Genomic DNA, 22,239 nt, shown 5'->3' on the forward strand with positions numbered 1-22,239 from the left:
TTGTCCTTATCTTGCCGAAATCCTTACGGCATCGGCCGGACGAGGTTCAATGACGGGCAGTTTCACGTCATCGGGACGTAGCCCCAGCATCGGCGACAGTCGCTCGACCAGCGCGGCGGCGACCGGGGCGGCGGTGGCGCCGGCGGTGCGCAGCTCGCCCCCGCCCGCGACCGAGACCTTGGGTTCGTCCAGCGTCACCACCAGCACGTAGACCGGCCGGTCCGCGGGATAGATCGCCGCAAAGGTCGAGACGTTGCGGTTCTTGTAATAGCCGCCGCCGGGGCGGGGCTTGTCGGCGGTGCCGGTCTTGCCGCCGACCCGATAGCCGGGAACCTCGGCCTGCCGCGCGGTGCCCTTGGTCACCACATAGCGCAGCAGGTCGCGCGCGGCGGCGGCGGCGCGCGGCGACAGCACCTGTTCGCCCTGCACCGGTTCCTTGCGATGGACCAACGTCGGGCGCACCCGGCGGCCGTCGTTGGCGATGGTGGCATAGGCCGAGGCAAGATGCAGGGGGCTCGCCGCCAGCCCGTGGCCAAAGGACACGGTGGCCGCGGTCACCGCCGGCCAGCGCCGCGGCACGATCGGCTTGCCGGTCGGCGCCTCGGTCATCTCGATCGGGGTCGGCTCGAAGAACCCCAGCTCCTTGAGGAACTGCTGCTGGCGCTCCGGCCCCAGCATCTGCGCGATCCGCACCGTGGCGACGTTCGAGGATTTGCCGATCACGTCCTTGACCGACAGGTCGCGGCCATAGTTGTGGAAATCGTGGATCAGGTATTTCCCGATCTTCATCGGGGAACTGGCGTTGATCATCGTGTTGACGTTGATCAGCCCCTCGTCGATGGCCTGCGCCACCGGGAAGATCTTGAAGGTCGAGCCGAGCTCATACTGCCCCTGCACCGCGCGGTTGAACAGCGGGCTGTCCGAAGGATCGCCCTTGAGCAGGGGCTTGGGCCGGTCGTTGGGGTCGAAATCGGGCAGGCTGGCCATGGCCACGATCTCTCCGCTGGCGACCTCCATCAGGATGCCGGTGGCGCCCTTGGCGTTCATCACCTTCATGCCGTTGGCCAGAACCTCCTCCATCGCGGCCTGCGCGGTCAGGTCGATGGACAGTTGCAGCGGCGCCCCGGCATTGGCCGGGTCGCGCAGCCAGCCGTCAAAGGCTTTCTCGACCCCGGCCATGCCCAGAACCTCGGCGGAACTCACCCCCTCGGCCCCGAATTGCGAACCGCCGAGGATGTGGCTGGCAAGGTTGCCGTTGGGGTAAAGCCGCATCTCGCGCGGGCCGAACACCAGCCCGGGTTCGCCGATGTCGTGGACGGCCTGCATCTGTTCGGGGCTGAGCTTCTTCTTGATCCAGACGAACTTGCGCTCTCCGGTCAGGTCGCGCTTCAGCCGCTCGGCGTCGAGGTCGGGAAAGATCTTCGCCAGCTTTGCCGCTGCGGTGGCGGGGTCCACCAGATCCTGCGGATGCGCGTAAAGCGCATGGGTGGACAGGTTCGTCGCCAGCACCCGCCCGCGCCGGTCCACGATGTCGGCCCGCTGCGAGATGATCTGCGCGCCCGAGGCATGGGTGCGCGGCTCGCTAGGCTGGCTGGAGGCCAGCGTCCCCATCCGCAGCCCCACCGTGCCAAAGGCCAGCATGAAGCCCAGCACCATCCACTTGATCCGCCCCTCGGCCCGGCGGCGGGCGCGGTCCTGGATCTCGGCGTGGCGGCGGGCGCGCAGCTCGGCCTCGATCTCGTCGGGGTCCTGACCGGCCTGTCGGGCGCTGAGGATGCGGGCCAGCGGGCGCAAGGGGGTGCGGATCATGGCAATCACTCCTGCGGGGAACGGTCAGCGACAGAGGGGACGGCAAAGCCGGGGCGGAACGGGCGCGGCGGCGGCGCACCGTGGTTGTTGGACGGCAGGGGGGCCACCCAGTCGTCGTCCTCGGGCGGGGCGGGCAGGTCTGGCGGCGGATAGTCGATGTTGCGCGGGCCGCCGAACTGGTTCGACTGCACCGGCGCCAGCCGCAGCCGCTCGAAGTTCATGTCGACCAGCTGGCGCAGCCGCTCGGGGCGGTTGAGATAGGCCCATTCCGCGCGCAGCACGCCCAGCGTCTCGCGCAGGCCGGCGATCTCGCGCTGGACGGACTGCATCTGGTCGACCTGCGCCTGGGTGCGGTAGTTTTCGCGATAGGCCCAGAATGCCAGCGCCATCACCACCAGCGCCGCGGCAAGGTAAAGCAGCGGCCGCATCACACACCCCCGGGCAGCCGCGGCAGGCCCAGCCGCGCCGGGTCGGCCCGGCCCGCGGGGGCGTCGGTGCGCAGGGCGACGCGCAGAAAGGCGGAACGCGCGCGGGGGTTCGCCGCCAGCTCGGCCGCGTCGGCGCCGATGGCGCGGCGGAACGGCAGGGTGAAGGCGGGCGGGTCCAGCTGCGCCACCGGCGCGTGGCGGCTGCCACCGCCGGCGGCATTGGCGCGCGCCTGCATGAAGCGCTTGACCACGCGGTCTTCCAGCGAATGAAAGCTGACCACCACCAGATGCCCGCCGGGCTTCAACGCCCGCTCGGCTGCCGCGAGCCCCGCCAGCAGCTGGCCGAACTCGTCGTTCACCCAGATGCGGATGGCCTGAAAGCTGCGGGTGGCGGGGTGGCTTTGCCCCGGTCTGGGACGCGGCAGGCAGGATTGCACCACCTCGGCCAGCTGTGCGGTGGTGGCCAGCGGCCGCGCGGCGACGATGGCGCGGGCGATGCGGCGGGCGGCGCGTTCCTCGCCATAGTAATGCAGCACATCGGCGATGCGCGATTCGTCGGCGGTATTCAGCAGGTCGGCGGCCGAGGGTCCCGCCTGCCCCATCCGCATGTCCAGCGGCCCGTCGCGCAGAAAGGAAAACCCGCGCTCCGGCTGGTCGAGCTGCATCGAGCTGACCCCGAGGTCCAGCACCACCCCGTCCACCGGCTCGCCGGCCAGCACGTCCAGTTCCGAAAACGTGCCCTGCACCAGCCGCAGTCGGTCGCCGTAGTCCCCGGCCCACTCAGCCGCCATGGCGAACACCGCCGGGTCGCGGTCGATGCCGATCACACGATCTGCGCCCGCCGCCAGCAGCCCGCGCGCATAGCCGCCCGCGCCGAAGGTGCCGTCCACCCAGATGCCGCGGACGGGGGCAACCGCCGCCAGCAGCGGGTTCAGCAGCACGGGAACATGCGGCGCGTCCATCAGCTTTCGGCCGCCGGCGCGGGCGGCAGCAGCGACAGCGGGTCGGCGCCGGGTTCCAGCGCCGGCATGTCGGCCTGGATGGCGGCCAGGTCGGCCTCGTGCGTCTCGGGGGTCGAGACCTTCAGGTAGTCGCCCTGCGCCATGAAGAACACGCGATCTTCCAGCCCGATCTTTTCGCGCAGCCGCTGCGGCAGCACCAGCCGGCCGTCGGCGTCGATCTCGGCCTCTTCCGACAGGCCGTTCATCAGGGTTTCCAGATAGCTGCGCTCGGCCGAGCCGCGGGGCATCCGGCTGATGCCCTCGTCGATCTCGTCGATGGCTTCCATGGTGTAAAGCCGCAGATGCGTCCAGTCGGCGAAACCGTAGACGACCACCAGCTGCGCGCGGTTGCGGCTTTGGAAATCGGGGTCGGCGGATTCGAAGACGCGGCGAAACCGGGCGGGGATCGAGACGCGCCCCTTGGCGTCGACCTTGACCTCTTCCGAGCCTCTGAACCTGCGTGCCAAGCCCGCCACCTTCCCACTGTCCATTCCCCGAAAACGGGCCCCGGAAACGGGAAAGGACGGATCGGGCTGCTGCCACTGCCCGATCCGCCGCCCTCGTCCCATCACTGGGCCCCGAAGTTTCGGGGGATCGCCCGGTCCGCCGCGCCACCTTTGGGGGAAGGTGCTGCTCGCACGGCGGCCGAGTCGTTTTTGCGGATGGCGGGAGCCTGTATGAAGCCTGCCTCTGGCTGGGGTCTTGTCGCCCCTTCACTGCCCGTCTTCCGTAGGGACAGGGATGCCATGGGAAATCATGGGAAGCAATGGGCTTGTGATGGGAACGACGGAACTCCGCCGAAACCCATCACGAGAACGCGACGGGAACACCGACGCGGCCGCGCAAGCAGATTTGCAGATATAGGTAAAGCAGCCCCGGACTACGACTAGATATAGTGGCGCGGCGACTGTGGCAGAATAGGCTCAGTATTCGAGTTATCCACAGGCAACTCGCGCAGGGCGGGCAAAGCACCCCGCACAAGTCGGGGAAAACGCCGGGAATCACGGGTATTCACGGCGCCGCGATTCGACCTTGCAAGGCGGCAGCGGCGGGCTGTCCCAGGATTTCCCGCCGCCACGGCCGGTTCCCATGATTTCCCGGAACCGACCGTTCCGCCGCCATGGCGCAGGGGGTGGGTCAAGCCATCCGGTCCTCGATCAGGCGGCGCGCCAGCCGCGCATAGGCCTCGGCCACCGGCCCCTCGCCCGCGGCCACGGGGCGCCCCGAATCGCCGGCCAGCCGCACCGACAGGTCCAGCGGCACCTCGCCCAGGAACGGCAACCCGCGCGCCGCCGCTTCGGCCGCGACGCCGCCATGGCCGAACAGATGCGCCTCATGCCCGCAATTGGGGCAGACATACGAGGACATGTTCTCGACCAGCCCCAGCACCGGGGTCCTAAGCTTGTCGAACATGTCGATCGCCCGGCGCGCGTCGATCAGCGCCACGTCCTGCGGGGTCGACACGATCACCGCGCCGGTGACCGGCGCCTTCTGGCACAGGCTCAGCTGCACGTCGCCGGTGCCGGGCGGCAGGTCCACCAGCAGCACGTCGAGCTCGCCCCAAGCAACCTGGTTGAGCATCTGCTGCAACGCGCCCATCAGCATCGGGCCGCGCCAGACCACCGCCTCGCCCTCTTTCATCATCAGCCCCAGCGACATCATGGTGACGCCGTAGGCATGGACCGGGATGATGCGGTCGTTTTCGCTGCGGGGGCGTTCGGTGACGCCCAGCATCCGCGGCTGGCTGGGGCCGTAGATATCGGCGTCCAGCACGCCGACGCGGCGCCCGGCCCGGGCCAGCGCCACCGCAAGGTTGGTGGTCAGCGTCGATTTGCCGACCCCGCCCTTGCCCGAGCCGATGGCGACGATACGCTGCACCCCGGGAATCGCCTGCGGCCCGGCCTGCGGGGTAGGATGGCGGCCCAGCTTGAGAGTGGGCGGCGGCGTCCCTGCCGCGCCCGAGCTGGCCGCGACCGAGGGCGCGCGCCCGGCCGGGGCCGTGGTCACGATGCGCACCCGCTGGAACCCCAGCGCGCGCAGCCGCGATTCGGCCTCTTTCTCGGCGGCTTGCAGGGCGCGGGCCAGCATGGGATCGGCGGCCTCGATGACGAAACTCACCTCGTCGTCGCTGACGTTGAGCGCGCGGATCAGGTCCGAATCGACCAGATTGCCACCGCCAGGAACCGCGATGCCCGAAAGCTCCTGCAAAACCCTGTCGCGATTCCCCGCCATGACATCCGCCCCCTTGTCTGCATTGATGGTCACTGGCGATATAGGGCGAGCGGACCCGGGCAGCCAGCCGCACGCCCCTCCACCATGGGCAGCGGCATGACGCCGCACTGCAGCAATGCAAGGGGTTTCCACCGGGTGACGTTGCGTCGCACGCATAGGTTATGCAACCAGAGTGTGCACGCGGGCGATTCTCGCCAAGTCCAATCACGGTTGGTTAAATCTTTGTTAACAAGGCGCCCCGCACCCATGCGCAGGATGCATGGCAGGTCAGCGTTAAGTGACATTGTGCATCCGCAGCATCTCGGCCATATTGTGCCCATGGATCGCAGCCGACCTCCTCCCCGGCGATCGATCCAGATGCAACGCCGCCCTCTCCTCCTCCCTGGGCGCGTTGTCGGCGGCGGCCCCTCTCCTCCTCCCCGGGGTCGCCGCTTTAACCCCCCGCCGCTTCCCTTCCCCCCGCACCATCGCTAGGCACGGCGCATGTTGTCCTATCAGCACGCCTATCATGCCGGGAACCTGGCCGACGTGCACAAGCACGCGCTGCTGGCGACGGCGCTGGCGCGGCTGACCGAAAAGCCGAAGCCCCTCAGCTATATCGAGACCCACGCCGGGCGCGGGCTATACGACCTGTCGGGGACCGAGGCGCAGAAGACCGGCGAGGCCGCCCATGGCATCGCCCGCGCCGAATCGTCGGGCTGGCTTCCCCCACAGCACCCGCTGAACGCGGCGCTGGCCGCGGTCCGCACCCGCTTCGGCGCCGATTGCTACCCCGGCTCGCCGCTGATCGCCGCGCATTTCCTGCGCCCGGGCGATTCGGCGCATCTGGCGGAACTGCACCCGGCCGAACACGCGGCGCTGGCGCAGGTGGCGGGATTTGCCCGGCTTTACGCGCAGGACGGTTTCGCCATGGGGAATGCGCTGATCCCGCCCACGCCGCGGCGCGGGATGCTGCTGATCGACCCCAGCTATGAGATCAAAGCCGACTACGACCGCATCCCCGGCTGGATCGCCCGCATGGCGCGCAAGTGGAACGTGGGGGTGATCGCGCTGTGGTATCCGATCCTGTCCGACGCGCGACACCGGGCGATGGCCGACTCGCTGGCCGCGGCGCATCCCGGCGCGCTGCGCTCGGAAGTGCGGTTTCCGCCGGCACGGGCGGGACACGGGATGGTGGGGTCGGGGATGCTCGTCATCAACCCGCCCTATGGGCTGGAGGACGAGGCCGCGCGGCTGGCGGCACTGTTCGCCGTGCTGTAAGGCGCTAGCGGCGGCGGATGCGCAGCACCCGGGTCTGACGGATGACGCCGCGCAGCCGGGCGCGGGTCTCTGGCGGCTCGGCGGCCAGCGCGCCCAGCACCGCGCGCATCTCGCCTTTCAGCCCGTGCAACTGGTCGATCAGCGACAGCACCAGCGCCAGCGCATCGGCGTCCAGCTGGAACGCATCCTCCAGCTCCACCGCCAGCTGCAGCCGCGCCGCGTCGATGTCGCGGAACCGCGGCGCGCCCTCTTCCAGCACCGGCTGCACGATCCCCGCATCGGTCAGCGCATCCAGCGCCGCGTCCGACAGCTCGGGGATCAGCGCCAGGATCTCGTCCCGGCTCATCGAGCGGCTGGTCATCGTCCTCCCCTCCTCCGGGTGGCGCGCGGGTCGTAGGCGTTATCCTTGCGCCAGGTCTCGATGAAGCGGGCCAGCTCATCGTCGACCTTGGGCGGCATCACCACCCGCAGCTCGACATGCTGGTCACCGCGCTTGCCCCCCGCACCCTGCAGCCCGCGCCCGCGCAGCCGCAGCTTCTGCCCGCTCGAGGCGCCGCGGGGGATGGTCAGCATCACCGGGCCGTCGATGGTCTGCACCTCGACCCGGCCGCCCAGCACCGCCTCGTCCAGCGAGATCGGCAGCACGGTGGTCACGTCGTCGCCCTCGGCCCGCCAGCCGGGGTCCTCGCGCACGCTCAGGGTCAGCAGCGCGTCGCCGGGGGGCGCCTCGCCCATGCCGGGGCCGCCCTTGCCGCGCAGGCGGATGGTCTGGCCGTCACGGGTGCCGGCGGGAATGTTCACGTCCAGGACCTGCCCGTCCGGCAGGGTGATGCGGGTGGTGCCGCCGCGGGCCGCGGTCAGGAAATCGACCTCGAGCGTATAGCGATAATCCTGCCCGCGCATGTCGAAGCTGCGGCCGCCCGCGCCCGGCCGCCCGCCGGCGCGGAAGCCGCCGCGCCCGCCCTCGCCGAACAGATCAGCGAACACGTCCGAGAAGTCGCCGAAATCCGCCTGCCCGCGATAGGGGTTGTCGGGCGATTCGGAAAAGTCGCGATAGTAGCGGCGCTGCGGGCGTTCCTGCCCCTGCGCGTCGATCTCTCCGCGGTCGAATCGGGCGCGCTGCTCGGGGTCGCGCAGCAGGTCATAGGCGGCCGAGGCGGCCTTGAAGCGTTCATGCGCCGCCGGATCGTCGGTCAGATCGGGGTGATCCGTCCGGGCGATCTTGCGATATGCCTTCTTGATTTCGGCGTCAGTGGCCGTCCGGGACACCCCCAGCGCGGCATACGGATCATCCGCCATTCGCAACCCCTTGCTCTCACTGCTGCAACGCCCTGCGGGCGCGCCCGGTTTCCTGTGGATTTCCTGCCCGGCCGGGCCCGGTTAGGCAAGCACCCCGCGCCCTGCGGGTCAGTTGGCAGGGGCCGCGCCAGAAATCCGCTTGACGGAGGCGCGCGCACGCCCTACATCCCCCGCACCCCTCGCGGGCCCATGGTTCGCGACGCATCGGGGCGGAGTAGCTCAGCTGGTTAGAGCAGCGGAATCATAATCCGCGTGTCGGGGGTTCGAGTCCCTCCTCCGCTACCAAATGCAGTGATTGCCGGCGGCATCTCATTCAACATCATCCGATTGCGGGCAGTCCAACTGTCAGGCGAGGCATTTTCCGTCAACTGCCCTGTCGCGGGAATGGAACCGACGTTGCGACGTTACGTGACGTTGCTTCCGCAGTTGTCTTGACAACCTCAGGCCCTCTCGTAACGCGCCGCAAATGTCCAGGAAAGCTGGGCAAACAAGACCTATCCAAAAATACAACATCCCTTCTGCAACATTTTGTCGCAACTTGTAGCCACAACGAGTCGAGTGTTTACCGGTAGGAGTTGTAACGATGAACATTGTTCTGGTCCCAACTGCCGTGGCCGCCGTCCTGGCGACCACGGCGGCGACGGCTGGGGGTTATGCGGCCCCCATCATCGCGGTCGAGCCGGTTGCGGCCGCACCCATTCTTCAACCTGCGCGGGATTGGACCGGGTTTTACGCGGGCCTGCAGTTCGGTCGGGTGGCCAACAAAGGCCCGGATTACTGCGCACTGAAAAATCCCGATAATCCCACGGGGCTTCCCTATTTCTGCACCACAGATGCAAAAGGGCCGGCATATGGCGGCCATGTCGGCTATCTGCGCGACTTCGGCCGCTTTGTCGGCGGCGTCGAACTGTCTTACGACCGTCTGAAGCTCAAGGACATTACCGTTCACAGCGAAGGCGACCGTGAACCACCCTTCGCCGATGCCAAGGGCAACATGATCCGGGCAAAATTGCTGGCCGGATATGACGCGGGCCGTTTCCTGCCTTATGCCGCCGTCGGCGTGGCGCGGGCAAAGTTCGACTTTACTGACAATAACAACGACCCTTACAGCGGCCATGATACCGCATTCGGCTACGGTGCCGGATTGAAGTTCCTGGCTTCGGAACGTTTCATGCTGGGCGCCGAATGGATGACGCATGAGTTCACGACAATTACCGGAGACACCGATATCAGCACCCTCGGGCTGAGCGCCTCTTACCGCTTCTGATTTTCCGCATGTTCCAATTCAACACGACAATTCCGCGCGGCATCTTGTCTTGCCGCGCGGAAGCTGCTTTTGCCTGCGCGGGCATTTATCGGCGCAGGCGTTCACATGGCACCCACCCCCGCACCCGGCAGCTGGAGCGTCGCCGCCACCGTCCGCGCCAGCCGGGCGCTGTGCGAGACATTCGCCCGCCACCAGCTGGCCCGCGGCGCCTCGCGGGTGTTCCTGTTCCACGACGACCCCGAAATGGCGTGCGACATCGCGCTGCCCGGCGTCACCAGCACGATCTGCGACGGCGGCTGGTGGCGGCGCGGCCGGCCGGAGGCGCTGGAGCAGCGGCAGCTCCATAACGCCACCCGCGCCAAGGGCTGGTGCGGCACCGACTGGATCCTGCATTGCGACATCGACGAGTTGATCTGGTCGGACAGCCCCATCGCCGAGGTACTGGCGTCGGTCCCCCAGGACGTGGGCGGCATCCTCGTCCGCCCGGTCGAGGCGGTCTATGCCGCGCCGCCCGACGAGGGCACCATCTTTCACACCCCCCATTTCAAGCGCTTCTTCAGCCCCGCCGGCCGCCCCCGCACCTATCGCGACATCTCGCAGCGGGTCTATGGCGCGCTGTGGGAGGCCACGAAATACGGGTTCTGGGGCCATATCCTGGGCAAGTCCTTCATCCGCGCGGCGGCGCCGGTCGGAAAGATGCCGCTGCACGGCAAGAAACCCGACGAGATCGCCGGGCTGAAGATGCGTCACCACGACGACCGGCTGGTCCTGCGCCATTACGACACGCTGTCGCTCGGGCAGTGGAAGGACAAGCACCTGCGCCGGATCACCGGCAAGGTGCTGGTGCCGCAGGCGGGAAAGTTCCGGACCCGGCAGCTGCAGCTGATTGCCGAGACGCTGGCGCGCGAGGGCGAGGACGGGCTCGACCGGCTTTACCTGCGCATGGCGGTGATGCCACCCGAACTGCTGGCCGAATCGCTGGAGGCGGGCTTCGTGCGCCTTATCCCGCCCGAGCCGCATCTGGTAGCGCCGCCCGCCCTGCCGGCGACGCAATGAACAACGCCGCCCCAAGGGGCGGCGCGTCGGGTCGTCTGGACCTTGGGTCTTATTCCGCTTCGTCGGCGGGCTTGGCGTTCAGCATGCCGTAATTCTGCGCGCCGATCTCGTCCATCAGCTGCAGCTGGGTTTCGAGGAAGTCGATATGCCCCTCCTCGTCCTCGATCAGGTCGTCGAAGATCGCCTTGGACACCTGGTCGTTGACCTGCGCACAATACTGCCGCGCCTCGAGATACAGGTTGCGGGCGTCGTGTTCGCCGGCCAGATCGGCCTCGAGCGTTTCGCGGATGTTCTGCCCGATGCGCAGCGGGTCGAGCTTTTGCAGGTTCGGGTGGCCTTCCAGAAAGATGATGCGCTGAATCAGCTTGTCGGCGTGATTCATCTCTTCGATCGATTCGGCGCGCGACTTGTCGGCGATCCGGCCGTAGCCCCAGTCTTCCTGCAGCCGGTAATGCAGCCAGTACTGGCTGACCGCGGTCAGCTCCGACCGCAGCGCGGCATTCAGATATTCGATGACCTTCGGATCACCCTTCATTTCAGCGTCTCCCTGACCTGTTCAGCCCTGTTCAGCCTGCCACGAGCGGCCGCAGCCCGCGCAGCTCTGCGGGGACCGGGCGCGGGTCCGCATCGACGGCGAACCCTTCCGAGGATCGCATCGTCGTCACGAACAGCCTCATGCACCCGCCGCAATCCGCGCGCTTACCCAAAGCGCGATAGATCTTGCCGGGCGTGATGATGGTATCAGCATCCGAGGCGCGCATCCAGCCGACAGCGGCGCGGATCTCGTGGTCGGTGACGCCCGTGCAGTGACAGACGATCATCGCGTTTCCCCGGGGTTGCGGGGCACAGGGTGGTGCATGATGTCAGGGGCCTTGTCGGTCTGGGTTTCGTGCCGGGTCAGGGTGCGGCGCCAGCCTTATTTCGTCAGGATCAGCTTGCCGGCGCGGGTGATCCGCAGGGTGTAGACCTGGTCGGCAAGGGCGATCTGCGCCAGATGGCCGCCGGCGGTCAGGTCGGTGGCATCGTGCAGCGGCACCCGCAGCAGCGGAACGGCGACGCGTTGGGTCACGTCAAAGGTGAGGTCGTTCATCAGAGCCTCCGGGGTTGGTCGAGGGTTGGTCCAGATACCCAACCTTTTATGTCGACAACTCCGGCTGTCAATTCATTTCTGACAAAAATGCTTTGATCGGCAGGGAAACGCGCAGAAACCTGCGCAAAAGGGGCGGCGCATGGGGTGCCACGCGCCGCCCCAAGATGGCGGGAATCACCACAAAGCCCGTTCAGGCAGCGCGGACCTGTTGCAGCAGCGGCATCAGCTCGGCCATCTCGGGGCCGTGGTCCATGCCGGTCAGCGCCTTGCGCAGGGGCATGAACAGCCCCTTGCCCTTGCGCCCGGTGGCGGCCTTGACCGCAGCGGTCCATTCGCTCCAGGTCGCATCGGTCCACGGCCGCGGCGGCAGCAGCGCCAGCGCCTGGGCCACGAACTCGGCGTCCTCGGGCGCGATCGCGGGCTCGGCGCCGTCGCGCATCAGCGTCCACCACTCGGCCAGGTCGTCCAGCCGGGTGATGTTCTGACGCGCCACCGCCCAGAATCGCGGCGCAATCTCATCCGGCACCCCCATCGCGGCGATGCGGTCGCGCACCGCCTCATACGGCAGATGCTGGTTGCGTTCGCGGGTCAGCGGCCACAGATCCTCGGCGTCGAACTTGGTGGGCGAGGCGCCGAACTGCGACAGCTCGAACCCCTCGGCCAGCTCGTCCAGGCTCATCCGCAGCGCCGCCGGCTGGTTCGACCCGAGCCGCGCCATCAGCGACAGCAGCGCTTCGGGGGCGACACCCTGTTCGCGCAGGTCGCGCAGGGACAGGGTGCCCAGCCGCTTGGACAGTTCCTCGCCCTGCGGGCCGGTCAGCAGGCTGTGGTGGGCAAAGCGCGGCGGCTGCCCGCCCAGCGCCCGGATGATCTGGATCTGCGTGGCGGTGTTGGTCACGTGGTCGGCGCCGCGCACGATATGGGTGACCCCCATGTCCACGTCGTCGACCGAGGACGCAAAGGTATACAGCACCTGCCCGTCGGCACGGATCAGCACCGGATCGCTGACCGAGGCCGCGTCGATCGACACGTCGCCGATGATGCCGTCCGGCCATTCGATGCGCTCGTGATCCAGCCGGAACCGCCAGTAGCCCTCGCGCCCCTCGGCGCGCAGCGCGGCTTTCTGCTCGTCGCTCAGCCCCAGCCCGGCGCGGTCATAGACCGGCGGCCGGCCCATGTTCAGCTGCTTCTTGCGCTTGAGGTCCAGCTCGGTCGGGGTCTCGAACACCTCGTAAAGCCGGCCCGAGGCGCGCAGGCTGTCCGCGGCCTCGGCATAGCGGTCCAGCCGGTCGGACTGCCGCTCGATCCGGTCCCAGTGCAGGCCCAGCCATTCCAGGTCGCGCTGGATGCCGTCGGCGTATTCCTGTTTCGAGCGTTCGCGGTCGGTGTCGTCCAGCCGCAGGATGAAGGTTCCCCCCGCCTTGCGCGCGATCAGATAGTTCATCAGCGCGGTGCGCAGGTTGCCGACGTGGATATGGCCGGTCGGCGAGGGCGCGAAACGGGTGGTGGTCATCGTCGTCTCCTTGATCCTCCCGCTCTTTCATAACGGGCGATTCTTGTCCATATCGGGCGCTGACAGCCGCAGGGGGAACACACCATGACCGACTGGAGCGAGGCCAAGGCCCCCTCTGCCGCCGAGATCGAGGCGCTGGCCCGCGACGTGCTGGCCCAGCTGCCGGTCGAGTTCGCCGGCCACGCGCAGGAGGTGATCCTGCGGGTCGAGGATTTCGCCGGCGAGGACGTGCTGGACGAGCTGGAAATCGACGACCCGCTGGAGCTGACCGGGCTTTACGACGGCATTCCGCGGACGGAAAAATCCGCCAGCGACCCGCAGCATTTCCCCGATACCGTCTGGCTGTTCCGCCGCGCCATCCTGGACGAATGGGCGGAACGCGGCGACGCCTCGCTGGGGGATCTGGTCCGCAACGTGGTGATCCACGAGTTCGCCCATCACTTCGGCTGGTCGGACGACGACATCGCCCGGATCGACCGCTGGTGGGAATGACATGGCTGCGGGGGCGGGCATCACGGGGGCGGACCAGGCCCCCATCCTGACCGTGACGCTGAACCCGGCGCTGGACCTGTCGACCAGCGCCGAGCAGGTGGTGCCCGACATCAAGCTGCGCTGCGAGGCCCCGGCGGTCGATCCCGGTGGCGGCGGCATCAACGTCAGCCGCGCGATCTCGCGCATCGGCGGGCGCTCGACGGCGCTGGTGGCGCTGGGGGGCGGCACCGGCACCCAGCTGGGGCGGCTGCTGAACGAGGCCGGGCTGCCGGTGCTGCGCATCAACGCTCCCGGCGACACGCGGCAATCCCTGTCGGTCACCGACCGCACGACGGAAAAGCAGTTCCGCTTTGTGCTGCCGGGGCCGGAATGGGCGGCCGCGGATGTGGCCGACGCGCTGGATGCGGTGGCCGCGGCCGCGGTGCCGGGCAGCATCGTGGTGCTGTCGGGCTCGAACCCGCCCGGCGTGCCGGATGATTTCGTCCTGCGCCTGTGCGCGCGGCTGCGCGGGCGACCGGTGCGGCTGCTGATGGACAGCTCGGGCGCGGCGCTGGCCCTGGCGGCGCGGGGCAAGGTGCGGCTGGCGGTGCTGCGCATGGACGACGCCGAAGCCGAGGGGCTGGCCGGCCGCAAACTGCCCGAGCGCCGCGACACCGCCGATTTCGCCAGCGCGCTGGTCGCGGCCGGGGCGGCGCAGACGGTGGTCATCGCCCGCGGCGCCGACGGCAATATCGCCGCGGGGCCGGACGGGCGCTGGCATGTCGAGGCCCACCGCGTGCCCATCGTCAGCAAGATCGGCGCCGGCGACAGTTTCGTGGCCGGCTATGCGCTGGCCATCGCCCGCGGCCGCGGCATCGCCGAGGCGCTGGGGCTGGGCGCGGCCTGCGCCTCGGCCACCTGCATGATGCCCGGCACCGGGCTCTGCCGCCCCGACGACGTGATGCGGCTGTATCAGGAACGCGTGGTCACGCCGATCTGAAGAACCGGGGGCCAGCCCCCGGACCCCCGGGGTATTTCGGCCAGAAAGAAGTCCTCAGACAGCCCGGGACCGGGGGCGCGGGGCAGCTATCGGCTTGACCTTTGCAAGGGGGTCCGGTTGAAGCGGGCGCGTATTTCCTGAAAGCTCCGGGGTCCGAGGATGGACGACAACAACCGCAACCTGATCCTTGCCATGGTGCTGTCGGCACTGGTCATGATCGGGTGGTATGCCTTTTTCGCGCCGCCCACGCCGGAACCGGCCGATCCCGCGGTGACCGCGCAGACCGCCGATCCCAACGCGCAGGCGGTGGACCCGGCGACCGGCATCGCGCTGGCCCCGCAGGCCCAGACGGTACCGGGCGAGACGCCGTCGCTGGCGCCCTCGACCCCGCAGGACCCGGTGCTGACCGCCGGGCGGATCGAAATCGAATCGCCGGCGCTGCAGGGCTCGATCTCGCTGGCCGGGGGGCGGATCGACGACCTGCTGCTGAGCGGCTATCGCGAGACGCTGGACCCCAATTCGCCGTTCCTGCGGCTGCTGTCACCCACCGCGCAGGTGGAGCTGGGCACCATCAGCACCCCCGGGGCACCCGACGCCATGCCCTCGCTGGTGGTGCAGAAACCCTATTATGCGGTCTATGGCTGGATGCCCGGCCCCGGGGTGGACCCGGCGCTGGTGCCGAATCCGGCGACGGTGTGGTCGGTGGAAAGCGGCACCGCCCTTGCCCCCGGCCAGCCGGTGACGCTGGTCTGGGACAACGGCGCCGGCCAGATCTTCCGCCGCAGCTTCGAGCTGGACGACCGCTACATGTTCACGGTCTCCCAGAGCATCGAGAACGCCGGCCCCGCCGCCTTTGCCGCCGCCCCCTACGGCATTCTGGCCCGGCACGGCCAGCCCGACACCCAGAACTTCTTCATCCTGCACGAGGGCGCCGTCGGCATGAGCGACGGCAAGCTGCTGGAGCAGAAGTACAAGGACATGGTGAAGCTGGACCCGGTGGGCAACGAAGGCCCGGCCATCGTCACCGAGGTCGCCGAGAACGGCTGGGTCGGGTTCACCGACAAATACTGGATGACCACGCTGATCCCGCAGCCGGGACAGCCCTTCACCTCGGTGGTGAAATACGCGCCAGGCGCCGACATCTACCAGGCCGAGGCGCGGCTGCCGATGCAGACCGTGGCGCCGGGCACGCAGCTGTCGTCCTCGAGCTTCCTGTTCGCGGGCGCCAAGGAATGGGAAACCATCAACGCCTATCAGAACAGCCTGCATATCGACCGCTTCGTCGATTCGATCGACTGGGGCTGGTTCTATTTCCTGACCAAGCCGATCTTCCGCCTGCTGCACTGGCTGCACGGGGTGATCGGCAACATGGGCTGGTCGATCATCGCGCTGACCTTCATCCTCAAGGCGCTGGTGTTCCCGCTGGCCCGCAAATCCTACATCTCGATGGCCCGCATGCGCGAGCTGCAGCCGCAGATGGAGGCGATCAAGGAGCGCACCGGCGACGACCGCGCCAAGTACCAGCAAGAGGTGATGGCGCTTTACCGAGATGCCAAGGTGAACCCGGCCGCGGGCTGCCTGCCGCTGCTGCTGCAGATCCCGATCTTCTTTGCGCTGTACAAGGTGATCTTCGTCACGCTGGAACTGCGCCACGCCCCCTGGGTCGGCTGGATCCGCGACCTGTCGGCGCCCGATCCGTCGTCGCTGCTGAACCTGTTCGGGCTGCTGCCCTATGCCGCGCCTGCGCAGGGCACCGCGCTGCACAGCCTGTCGCTGCCGCTGCTGGCGATCGTGCTGGGGATTTCCATGTGGTTCCAGCAGAAGCTGAACCCCGCCCCCACCGATCCGGCGCAGAAGATGATCTTTGCGTGGATGCCGTGGATCTTCATGTTCATGCTGGGCGGCTTCGCCTCGGGGCTGGTGCTGTACTGGATCACCAACAACGTGATCACGATCTTCCAGCAATACGCGATCATGTCGATGCACGGGCACCCGCCGAACCTGTTCGGCAACATCCGCGCCGGCCTGCCCAAGCGGCGCAAGTGACGCCCCGTTCGTGAGCGCGCGGCTGGGCCATATCTTCCGCTATCCGGTCAAGTCGGCCGGCGGCGAATCGCTGGACCGGGTCGCGCTGACCCCGGACCAGCCCCTGCCCGGCGACCGCCGTTTTGCGGTGTTGCACGGGGATGCGCTGCACCATCTGGACGGCGAGGCGCCGCAGCGCTGGCTGCCCAAGGCGGCATTCCTGCGCGGCGCCGCAGCCGGATCTCTGCAGGCGATCACCGGCGGCTGGCGCGACGGGCTGCTGGTGCTGTCGCATCCCGACCTGCCCGACCTGGTCTTTGACCCGCTACGCGATCAGGCGGCGGTGCTCGACTGGCTGGCGCCGCTGTGGGCGGATTCGGGCAAGGCCCCGCCCGCGCGGCTGGTCGAGGGGGCGCAGGCGCTGACCGACGTGTCCGAGCCCTGGCTCTCGGTGCTGTCGCTGTCCTCGCTGCGCGCGCTTGAGGAGATGGTCGGCCAGCCCCTCGGCACCCACCGCTTCCGCGCCAATCTGTGGATCGGCGGCTGGGAGCCCTTTGCCGAGCATGACATGCAGCTGCACCGCATCCGCATTGGCGACACGGTCGAGCTGGCGCTGACCCGGCGCATCGGCCGCTGCGCCGCGACCTGCATCGACACCGCGACGGGGCGGTTCGACGTGGACCTGCCGGCGGCGCTGGAAAAGCGCTTCTGGCACCGGGATTTCGGCATCTACGCCCGCGTGGCCGTCGGCGGCACCATCCGCCAGGGCGATGAGGTGACGGTGCTGTGAAAGTCGCCTTCCCCCCTGCCCCCGCCCCTTCGCCCGAGGCCGCCGAATCCGGCCGGCTGCTGTTCGCGGGCCCGGTCGATTTCATCAAGGGCGTGGTCGCGATGGAGGGGCTGCCCGACCCCGACCGCCCCGAGATCTGCTTTGCCGGCCGCTCGAACGTCGGGAAATCCAGTCTCATCAACGCGCTGACCGGGCGCAAGGGCATCGCGCGCGCCTCGAACACCCCGGGGCGTACGCAGGAACTGAACTTCTTTGCGCTGGGGGACCGCGCCTATCTGGTTGACCTGCCGGGCTATGGGTTCGCCAAGGCGCCGGTGGCGGTGGTGGCGAAATGGCAGGCGCTGCAGAAACGCTATCTCGCCGGGCGCCCGAATCTGCGCCGCGTGTTCGCGCTGATCGACGCGCGCCACGGCATCAAGCCGGTGGACCATGAAACCATGACCCTGCTGGACCGCTCGGCGGTGCCGTTCCAGGTGGTGGTGACCAAGGCCGACAAGATCGGCCCCGGCGCACTGGACCGCACCCTCGCCCAGATCGAGGCCGAGCTGCAGAAGCACCCCGCCGCCTTTCCCGAGCTGATCGTCACCTCGGCAGAAAAGGGCCACGGGATCGAGACCCTGCGCGCGGTGATCGACGCGCTGACGCGGGACTAGAGCTCCAGCAGGTCGCGATAGCGCCCCCGCAGCAGCAAAAGCCCCAGCAGCAGCAGCCCCAGCGACAGCGCCACCACATAGCCGGTGCTGACGTAATCGGCCGGATAGATGCCGTAGACGCCGCGCCGCATCAGCCCGACCAGATGCAGCACCGGGTTCCACCACAGCAGCTCCTGCGCGGCGCGGGGCATCATGTCGTAGGTGAAAAACACCCCCGACATCAGGAACAGCGGCCGGCTGAGGATCGACCAGGCCCGCTCCCACACCGGAAAGCGCATGGTGAGGAAACAGTTCATCGTGCCCACGCCCAGCCCCAGCAGCGCGGTCAGCGCCAGCGCCTGGACGACCACCGCCGCATCCATGACCAGCGCCAGCCCGAAACCCGCAGCGATCCCCGCGACGACCAGCGTGAAGACCGCGACATGCAGCATGGTATTCAGGATCCACCGCGCCAGCAGCGCATCGACAAGGGTGACGGCCGGATAGGCCAGCAGCGGCCGGGAATAGCGCAGGCTTGCCGCGATCTTTCCGGCCAGGTCGTTGTACATCTGGAACACGATGTAGCCGGTTGCGTAGAACAGCGGAAAATTGCTGCCGAGCGGGGGCGAGCTTCGCCCCATCACCCCCTGAAAGATCAGCGTCAGCAGCGCGATGCCCAGAATCGGGTCGGCCAGCGCCCAGAGATACCCCCCGAAGGACCGGCCGTGAGTGGTTGCGATCTCGCGCAGGATCAGCGCCACGATGGTGCGCAGCATCCGCAGCAGCCCGTTCGCGGGCCTGCGCCGTTGGAGCACGGGCGGAAGACGCGGGGGATCCGGGAAACTGTCGGGCATTTTATCGGTCATCTGGAGTTGCGGGCAGCACCGTGCCTACAACTGCCTGTAATTCATCAGCAACGAAAGCAAGAATGGCCAGTGATCGCTCTTCCGCCGCATCCATGGCCGTAATTGCAACGGCGGGCCGGGGCATTGTGGCCCACGACCCGACGCCCGCGCAGGCTGATGCTGCTGCCCTTGCAAGGCCGGATGCAGCGCAAACTCCTGCGCGGCCCGCCTCGCCGCCCCGGCTGGTTCCGGCCGGCGCGGGACGGGTGCAGGCGTTTCCCGCCGCGCAGCCGGCCGCTTTTCCTGCCGACATCCTTGCCCCGCCGGTCGCGCCGCCGGCCCCCTCGGCCCGGCCACGCCGGCGCCACTGGGCCCTGCTGGCCAGCCTGCTGCTGCTGGTGGTCCTCCCCGCCGCGCTCTGGGCCGGCTATCTGTGGACCCGCGCCAGCGACCAGTTCACCTCGACCATCGGCTTTTCGGTCCGGCGTGAGGAAGCGCCGCCCACCATGGACGTGTTCGGCGGCATGCTGGGCGGCAGGTTCTCGGGCACCGCCTCCGACACGGATATCCTGTACGAGTTCATCCGCTCGCCCGACCTGGTGCTGCGGATCGACCGCCAGCTGGACATCCGCGCGATGTTTTCCCGCAACTGGCCGCAGGATTTCGCCTTTGCCTTCGACCCCTCGGGCACGATCGAGGATCTGACCGACTACTGGCGGCAGCAGGTGCGGGTCCATTACAACGATTCGGCGGGCATCATCACCCTGCGGGTCAGCGCCTTCACCCCGCAGGACGCCAAGGCCATCGCCGAAGCGGTTTTCGCAGAAAGCGAGCGGGTGGTGAACGCGCTGTCCGAACAGGCCCGCGACGACGCGACCCGCCATGCCAGCGCCGAGCTGGAAAAGACCCGCGCCCTGCTGGCCGGGGCGCGACAGGCGATGACCGGCTTCCGCATCCGCACCGGCATCGTGGACCCCACCGCCGAGCTGGAGGCGCAGGCGACCGTCACCACCGCGCTGCAGGCCCAGCTGGCCGAGGCCCGGGTCGCGCTGGACACGCTGCGCCGGAACGCCCGCGCCGGCGACCACCGCATCACCCAGGCGGAACTGCGGATCGACTCCCTGCGCCACCAGATCGAACAGGAACGCGGCAGGTCCAGCGGCATCGGCACGCAGGGCGATGGCTACGCCCAGCTGATCGCCGATTACGAGCAGCTGAAGGTCGACCTCGAATTCGCCGAAAGCGCCTATCAGTCCGCGCGCACCGCGCATGAGGCCGCGCTGCAGACCGCGCAGCGGCAAAGCCGCTATCTGGCCGCCCATGTCCTGCCGACGCTGGCCGAGCGGTCGCTGCTGCCGTCGCGGCCATGGTTGCTGGCACTGGGAACCGGGGTCCTGTTCGGGCTGTGGTCGATCCTGGCGCTTGCCTATTACAGCCTCCGCGACCGGCGATAGCGCCATGATCCGGCTGGAGGAGCTCAGCAAGTCCTATGCAGGCAAGGGGCGGCACCGGCCGATCCTCGACCGGGTGAGCGCGGTGTTTCCCACCGGCGCCTCGGTCGCATTGCTGGGCCGCAACGGCGCGGGAAAATCCACGCTGCTGCGGATGATCGCCGGCACCGCCCGGCCCAGCGCGGGGCGAATCGTTGCAGATGGCACGATCTCGTGGCCGGTGGGGTTCGCGGGCAGCTTCCACCCCGACCTGACCGGGGCGCAGAATGTCCGCTTCGTCGCCCGCATCTACGGCGTCGATACCGACGCGCTGATCGGCTATGTCGCGGATTTCTCGCAGTTGGGCGACAGCTATCACTTGCCCTTCGGCAGCTATTCCTCGGGGATGCGGTCGCGGCTGGCGATGGGATGCAGCATGGGCATCGACTTCGACATCTATCTGGTGGACGAGGTGACCAGCGTCGGCGACGCCGAGTTCCGCGAGACATCGCAGCGCGTCTTTGCCGAGCGGATGCAGCGGGCATCCTCGGTCGTGGTCAGCCACTCGATGCCGCTGATCCGGCGTCTGTGCACCATGGGCGCCGTGCTGGACCGGGGCCGGCTGCTGGTGTTCGACCGGATCGAGGACGCCATCGCCTGCCATGAATATCTGATGGGCACGCCCGACAGCGTGGGGGACTAGCGCCCTTACCCCGTCAGCAGCGCTGAGATCTCTGCCACCTTTGCCGCCACCAGCCCCGCATCGCCGCGGCTTTCGACGTTCAGCCGCACCACCGGCTCGGTGTTCGAGCGGCGCAGGTTGAAGCGCCACTGCGGAAATTCCAGGCTGATCCCGTCGGTGTCGTCGCGCGACAGCGCCGCGCCCTCCATCGCCGCCAGCACCCGCGCCAGCGCCGCATCGGGGTCCGACAGACGGAAGTTGATCTCTCCCGACGAGGGATAGGCCGCCATCCGCTCGCCCACCAGCTGCGACAGCGGCTGGCGTTTGCGGCTCATCAGCCCGGCGACCAGCAGCCAGGGGATCATGCCGCTGTCGGCATGGGCGAAGTCGCGGAAATAATGATGCGCCGACATCTCGCCGCCATAGATCGCGCCCGATTCGCGCATCACCTGCTTGACGAAGGCGTGGCCGGTACGCGACTGCACCGCCTGCCCGCGGGCCTGCGCGATCACCTCAAGCGTATTCAGCACCACGCGGGGGTCGTGGACGATCTTTTCGCCGGGGTGGCCTTCCAGGAACGCGGCGGCGAGCAGCCCGACCACATATTCGCCGGGCACGAAGCGGCCGGTTTCGTCGAACAGGAAGCAGCGGTCGAAATCGCCGTCCCAGGCGACGCCCAGATCGGCGCCATGCGCCACCACCGCATCGCCGGTCTGCGGCTGGTTTTCCGGCAGCAGCGGGTTGGGAATGCCGTGCGGAAAGCTCGGGTCGGGGGCATGGTGCAGCCGGACCACCTCGAGCCGCGCCCCGCGGCGTTCCAGCTCCGCGGCGATGGCGTCGAAGGCCGGGCCCGCGACACCATTCCCCGCATTCACCAGCAGCTTCAGCGGCCCCAGCCGCGCCGCGTCGACGAAATCGCAGACCTTGCGGGCATAATCGATGCGCACCGCGGTGGCATCCGTCACCCAGCCGGGCGCGGCTTCGGGGAACACGCCCCTCTCGGCCAGCGCCTGCAGCTCGGCCAGTTCGGTCACCGGGTCCAGCGGCGCGGCCCAGCGGCCGACCAGCTTCATCCCGTTGTAATCAATGGGGTTGTGCGAGGCGGTGACCTCGATCCCGCCATCGGCGCCCAGGTGGTCGGTGGCGAAATACATCTCTTCGGTGCCGGCCAGCCCGATATCCAGCACCTCGACCCCGCCCTCGACCAGCCCACGGATCAGCGCCGCCGCCAAGGCGGGGGAACTGGCGCGCCCGTCGCGGCCGACCACCACCCGCCGCGTGGACGGGCGGGCGGCAAAGGCGCGGCCGACGCGCCACGCGACATCCTCGTCCAGATCCTCGCCCAGCCTGCCGCGCAGGTCATAGGCCTTGAAACAGGTGATCTTGCGCATGGTCATGGCGGCCTCCGG

At 68.6% G+C, this 22,239-nt stretch carries 23 protein-coding genes and 1 tRNA gene; 11 read left to right on the forward strand and 13 right to left on the reverse strand.

The window, feature by feature from the left end:
• Positions 1 to 6 precede the first annotated feature (6 nt).
• The 5 genes from RSP45_RS07645 to RSP45_RS07665 all read right to left on the reverse strand — a co-directional run bounded on the left by RSP45_RS07645 (position 7) and on the right by RSP45_RS07665 (position 5,470).
• Entirely contained in the window at positions 7 to 1,809 is a 1,803-nt protein-coding gene (locus tag RSP45_RS07645; RefSeq protein ID WP_415393870.1) for a peptidoglycan D,D-transpeptidase FtsI family protein, read from the reverse strand.
• Positions 1,810 to 1,814: 5 nt separating this feature from the next.
• Entirely contained in the window at positions 1,815 to 2,237 is a 423-nt protein-coding gene (locus RSP45_RS07650) for a cell division protein FtsL (RefSeq protein WP_234951948.1), read from the reverse strand.
• Positions 2,237 to 3,199 carry a 16S rRNA (cytosine(1402)-N(4))-methyltransferase RsmH gene (gene rsmH, locus RSP45_RS07655; RefSeq protein WP_415393871.1) on the reverse strand — a complete coding sequence of 321 codons (963 nt, stop codon included), beginning with the start codon at positions 3,197 to 3,199 and terminating at the stop codon, positions 2,237 to 2,239. The genes RSP45_RS07650 and rsmH overlap by 1 nt, the downstream gene beginning before the upstream one ends.
• Entirely contained in the window at positions 3,199 to 3,705 is a 507-nt protein-coding gene (gene mraZ, locus RSP45_RS07660; protein WP_073062039.1) for a division/cell wall cluster transcriptional repressor MraZ, read from the reverse strand. Before mraZ ends, rsmH begins: the two co-directional genes overlap by 1 nt.
• Positions 3,706 to 4,375: 670 nt before the next feature.
• The gene (locus RSP45_RS07665; protein WP_415393872.1) at positions 4,376 to 5,470 is read right to left on the reverse strand and encodes a P-loop NTPase; all 1,095 of its coding nucleotides are present in this window, start codon (positions 5,468 to 5,470) and stop codon (positions 4,376 to 4,378) included.
• A 483-nt stretch (positions 5,471 to 5,953) separates the two neighbouring features.
• On the opposite strand from RSP45_RS07665, the gene rlmJ reads away from it, so the two are divergent.
• Positions 5,954 to 6,730, forward strand: a complete 777-nt coding sequence (rlmJ, locus tag RSP45_RS07670; RefSeq protein WP_415393873.1) for a 23S rRNA (adenine(2030)-N(6))-methyltransferase RlmJ — start codon at positions 5,954 to 5,956, stop codon at positions 6,728 to 6,730.
• A 4-nt stretch (positions 6,731 to 6,734) separates the two neighbouring features.
• On the opposite strand, the gene RSP45_RS07675 is transcribed toward rlmJ, so the two are convergent.
• Both RSP45_RS07675 and RSP45_RS07680 read right to left on the reverse strand, forming a co-directional pair.
• Positions 6,735 to 7,091, reverse strand: coding sequence for a hypothetical protein (locus RSP45_RS07675; protein WP_415393874.1), 357 nt, complete (start codon positions 7,089 to 7,091; stop codon positions 6,735 to 6,737).
• Positions 7,088 to 8,029, reverse strand: a complete 942-nt coding sequence (locus tag RSP45_RS07680) for a DnaJ C-terminal domain-containing protein (protein WP_415393875.1) — start codon at positions 8,027 to 8,029, stop codon at positions 7,088 to 7,090. Before RSP45_RS07680 ends, RSP45_RS07675 begins: the two co-directional genes overlap by 4 nt.
• Positions 8,030 to 8,237: 208 nt before the next feature.
• On the opposite strand from RSP45_RS07680, the gene RSP45_RS07685 reads away from it, so the two are divergent.
• From RSP45_RS07685 to RSP45_RS07695, 3 genes are all read left to right on the forward strand, one after another.
• A tRNA-Met gene (locus tag RSP45_RS07685) sits at positions 8,238 to 8,314 on the forward strand.
• A gap of 298 nt (positions 8,315 to 8,612) precedes the next feature.
• Positions 8,613 to 9,296: an outer membrane protein gene (locus RSP45_RS07690; RefSeq protein WP_415393876.1), complete on the forward strand. Its 684-nt coding sequence runs from the start codon at positions 8,613 to 8,615 to the stop codon at positions 9,294 to 9,296.
• Between the two features lie 105 nt (positions 9,297 to 9,401).
• Positions 9,402 to 10,352 carry a glycosyltransferase family 2 protein gene (locus tag RSP45_RS07695; protein WP_415393877.1) on the forward strand — a complete coding sequence of 317 codons (951 nt, stop codon included), beginning with the start codon at positions 9,402 to 9,404 and terminating at the stop codon, positions 10,350 to 10,352.
• 49 nt (positions 10,353 to 10,401) lie between these two features.
• On the opposite strand, the gene bfr is transcribed toward RSP45_RS07695, so the two are convergent.
• The 4 genes from bfr to gltX all read right to left on the reverse strand — a co-directional run bounded on the left by bfr (position 10,402) and on the right by gltX (position 12,955).
• Positions 10,402 to 10,887, reverse strand: coding sequence for a bacterioferritin (gene bfr, locus RSP45_RS07700; RefSeq protein WP_415393878.1), 486 nt, complete (start codon positions 10,885 to 10,887; stop codon positions 10,402 to 10,404).
• Between the two features lie 31 nt (positions 10,888 to 10,918).
• Positions 10,919 to 11,173 carry a bacterioferritin-associated ferredoxin gene (locus RSP45_RS07705; protein WP_415393879.1) on the reverse strand — a complete coding sequence of 85 codons (255 nt, stop codon included), beginning with the start codon at positions 11,171 to 11,173 and terminating at the stop codon, positions 10,919 to 10,921.
• Positions 11,174 to 11,268: 95 nt separating this feature from the next.
• On the reverse strand, positions 11,269 to 11,442 hold the full coding sequence (gene hemP / locus RSP45_RS07710; RefSeq protein ID WP_415393880.1) for a hemin uptake protein HemP: 174 nt from the start codon (positions 11,440 to 11,442) through the stop codon (positions 11,269 to 11,271).
• 190 nt (positions 11,443 to 11,632) lie between these two features.
• Complete coding sequence (gene gltX / locus RSP45_RS07715) at positions 11,633 to 12,955, reverse strand: glutamate--tRNA ligase (RefSeq protein ID WP_415393881.1); 1,323 nt, start codon at positions 12,953 to 12,955, stop codon at positions 11,633 to 11,635.
• A gap of 84 nt (positions 12,956 to 13,039) precedes the next feature.
• Here gltX and RSP45_RS07720 point away from each other — a divergent pair, with 84 nt between their 5' ends.
• The 5 genes from RSP45_RS07720 to yihA all read left to right on the forward strand — a co-directional run bounded on the left by RSP45_RS07720 (position 13,040) and on the right by yihA (position 17,894).
• Entirely contained in the window at positions 13,040 to 13,447 is a 408-nt protein-coding gene (locus tag RSP45_RS07720) for a metallopeptidase family protein (RefSeq protein ID WP_073061369.1), read from the forward strand.
• Position 13,448: 1 nt separating this feature from the next.
• A complete protein-coding gene (locus RSP45_RS07725) occupies positions 13,449 to 14,426 on the forward strand; it encodes a 1-phosphofructokinase family hexose kinase (protein WP_415393882.1) in 978 nt (325 codons plus the stop codon).
• A 159-nt stretch (positions 14,427 to 14,585) separates the two neighbouring features.
• Positions 14,586 to 16,472, forward strand: coding sequence for a membrane protein insertase YidC (gene yidC / locus RSP45_RS07730; protein ID WP_415393883.1), 1,887 nt, complete (start codon positions 14,586 to 14,588; stop codon positions 16,470 to 16,472).
• Between the two features lie 10 nt (positions 16,473 to 16,482).
• Complete coding sequence (locus RSP45_RS07735; RefSeq protein WP_415393884.1) at positions 16,483 to 17,241, forward strand: MOSC domain-containing protein; 759 nt, start codon at positions 16,483 to 16,485, stop codon at positions 17,239 to 17,241.
• Complete coding sequence (yihA, locus tag RSP45_RS07740) at positions 17,238 to 17,894, forward strand: ribosome biogenesis GTP-binding protein YihA/YsxC (protein ID WP_415393885.1); 657 nt, start codon at positions 17,238 to 17,240, stop codon at positions 17,892 to 17,894. The genes RSP45_RS07735 and yihA overlap by 4 nt, the downstream gene beginning before the upstream one ends.
• Here the strand turns inward: yihA and RSP45_RS07745 are convergent.
• Positions 17,891 to 18,649: an ABC transporter permease gene (locus RSP45_RS07745; RefSeq protein WP_415393886.1), complete on the reverse strand. Its 759-nt coding sequence runs from the start codon at positions 18,647 to 18,649 to the stop codon at positions 17,891 to 17,893. The two genes, yihA and RSP45_RS07745, sit on opposite strands and share 4 nt — an antisense overlap.
• 215 nt (positions 18,650 to 18,864) lie before the next feature.
• Between RSP45_RS07745 and RSP45_RS07750 the strand changes: the two genes are divergently transcribed.
• The gene (locus tag RSP45_RS07750) at positions 18,865 to 20,172 is read left to right on the forward strand and encodes a capsule biosynthesis protein (protein ID WP_415393887.1); all 1,308 of its coding nucleotides are present in this window, start codon (positions 18,865 to 18,867) and stop codon (positions 20,170 to 20,172) included.
• A gap of 4 nt (positions 20,173 to 20,176) precedes the next feature.
• Positions 20,177 to 20,851 carry an ABC transporter ATP-binding protein gene (locus RSP45_RS07755; RefSeq protein WP_415393888.1) on the forward strand — a complete coding sequence of 225 codons (675 nt, stop codon included), beginning with the start codon at positions 20,177 to 20,179 and terminating at the stop codon, positions 20,849 to 20,851.
• A gap of 5 nt (positions 20,852 to 20,856) precedes the next feature.
• On the opposite strand, the gene RSP45_RS07760 is transcribed toward RSP45_RS07755, so the two are convergent.
• Entirely contained in the window at positions 20,857 to 22,221 is a 1,365-nt protein-coding gene (locus RSP45_RS07760; RefSeq protein ID WP_415394020.1) for a phosphomannomutase, read from the reverse strand.
• Between the last annotated feature and the right edge of the window lie 18 nt (positions 22,222 to 22,239).

This window comes from Paracoccus sp. SJTW-4 (assembly GCF_047716885.1).
Classification (GTDB): Bacteria; Pseudomonadota; Alphaproteobacteria; order Rhodobacterales; family Rhodobacteraceae; genus Paracoccus; species Paracoccus solventivorans.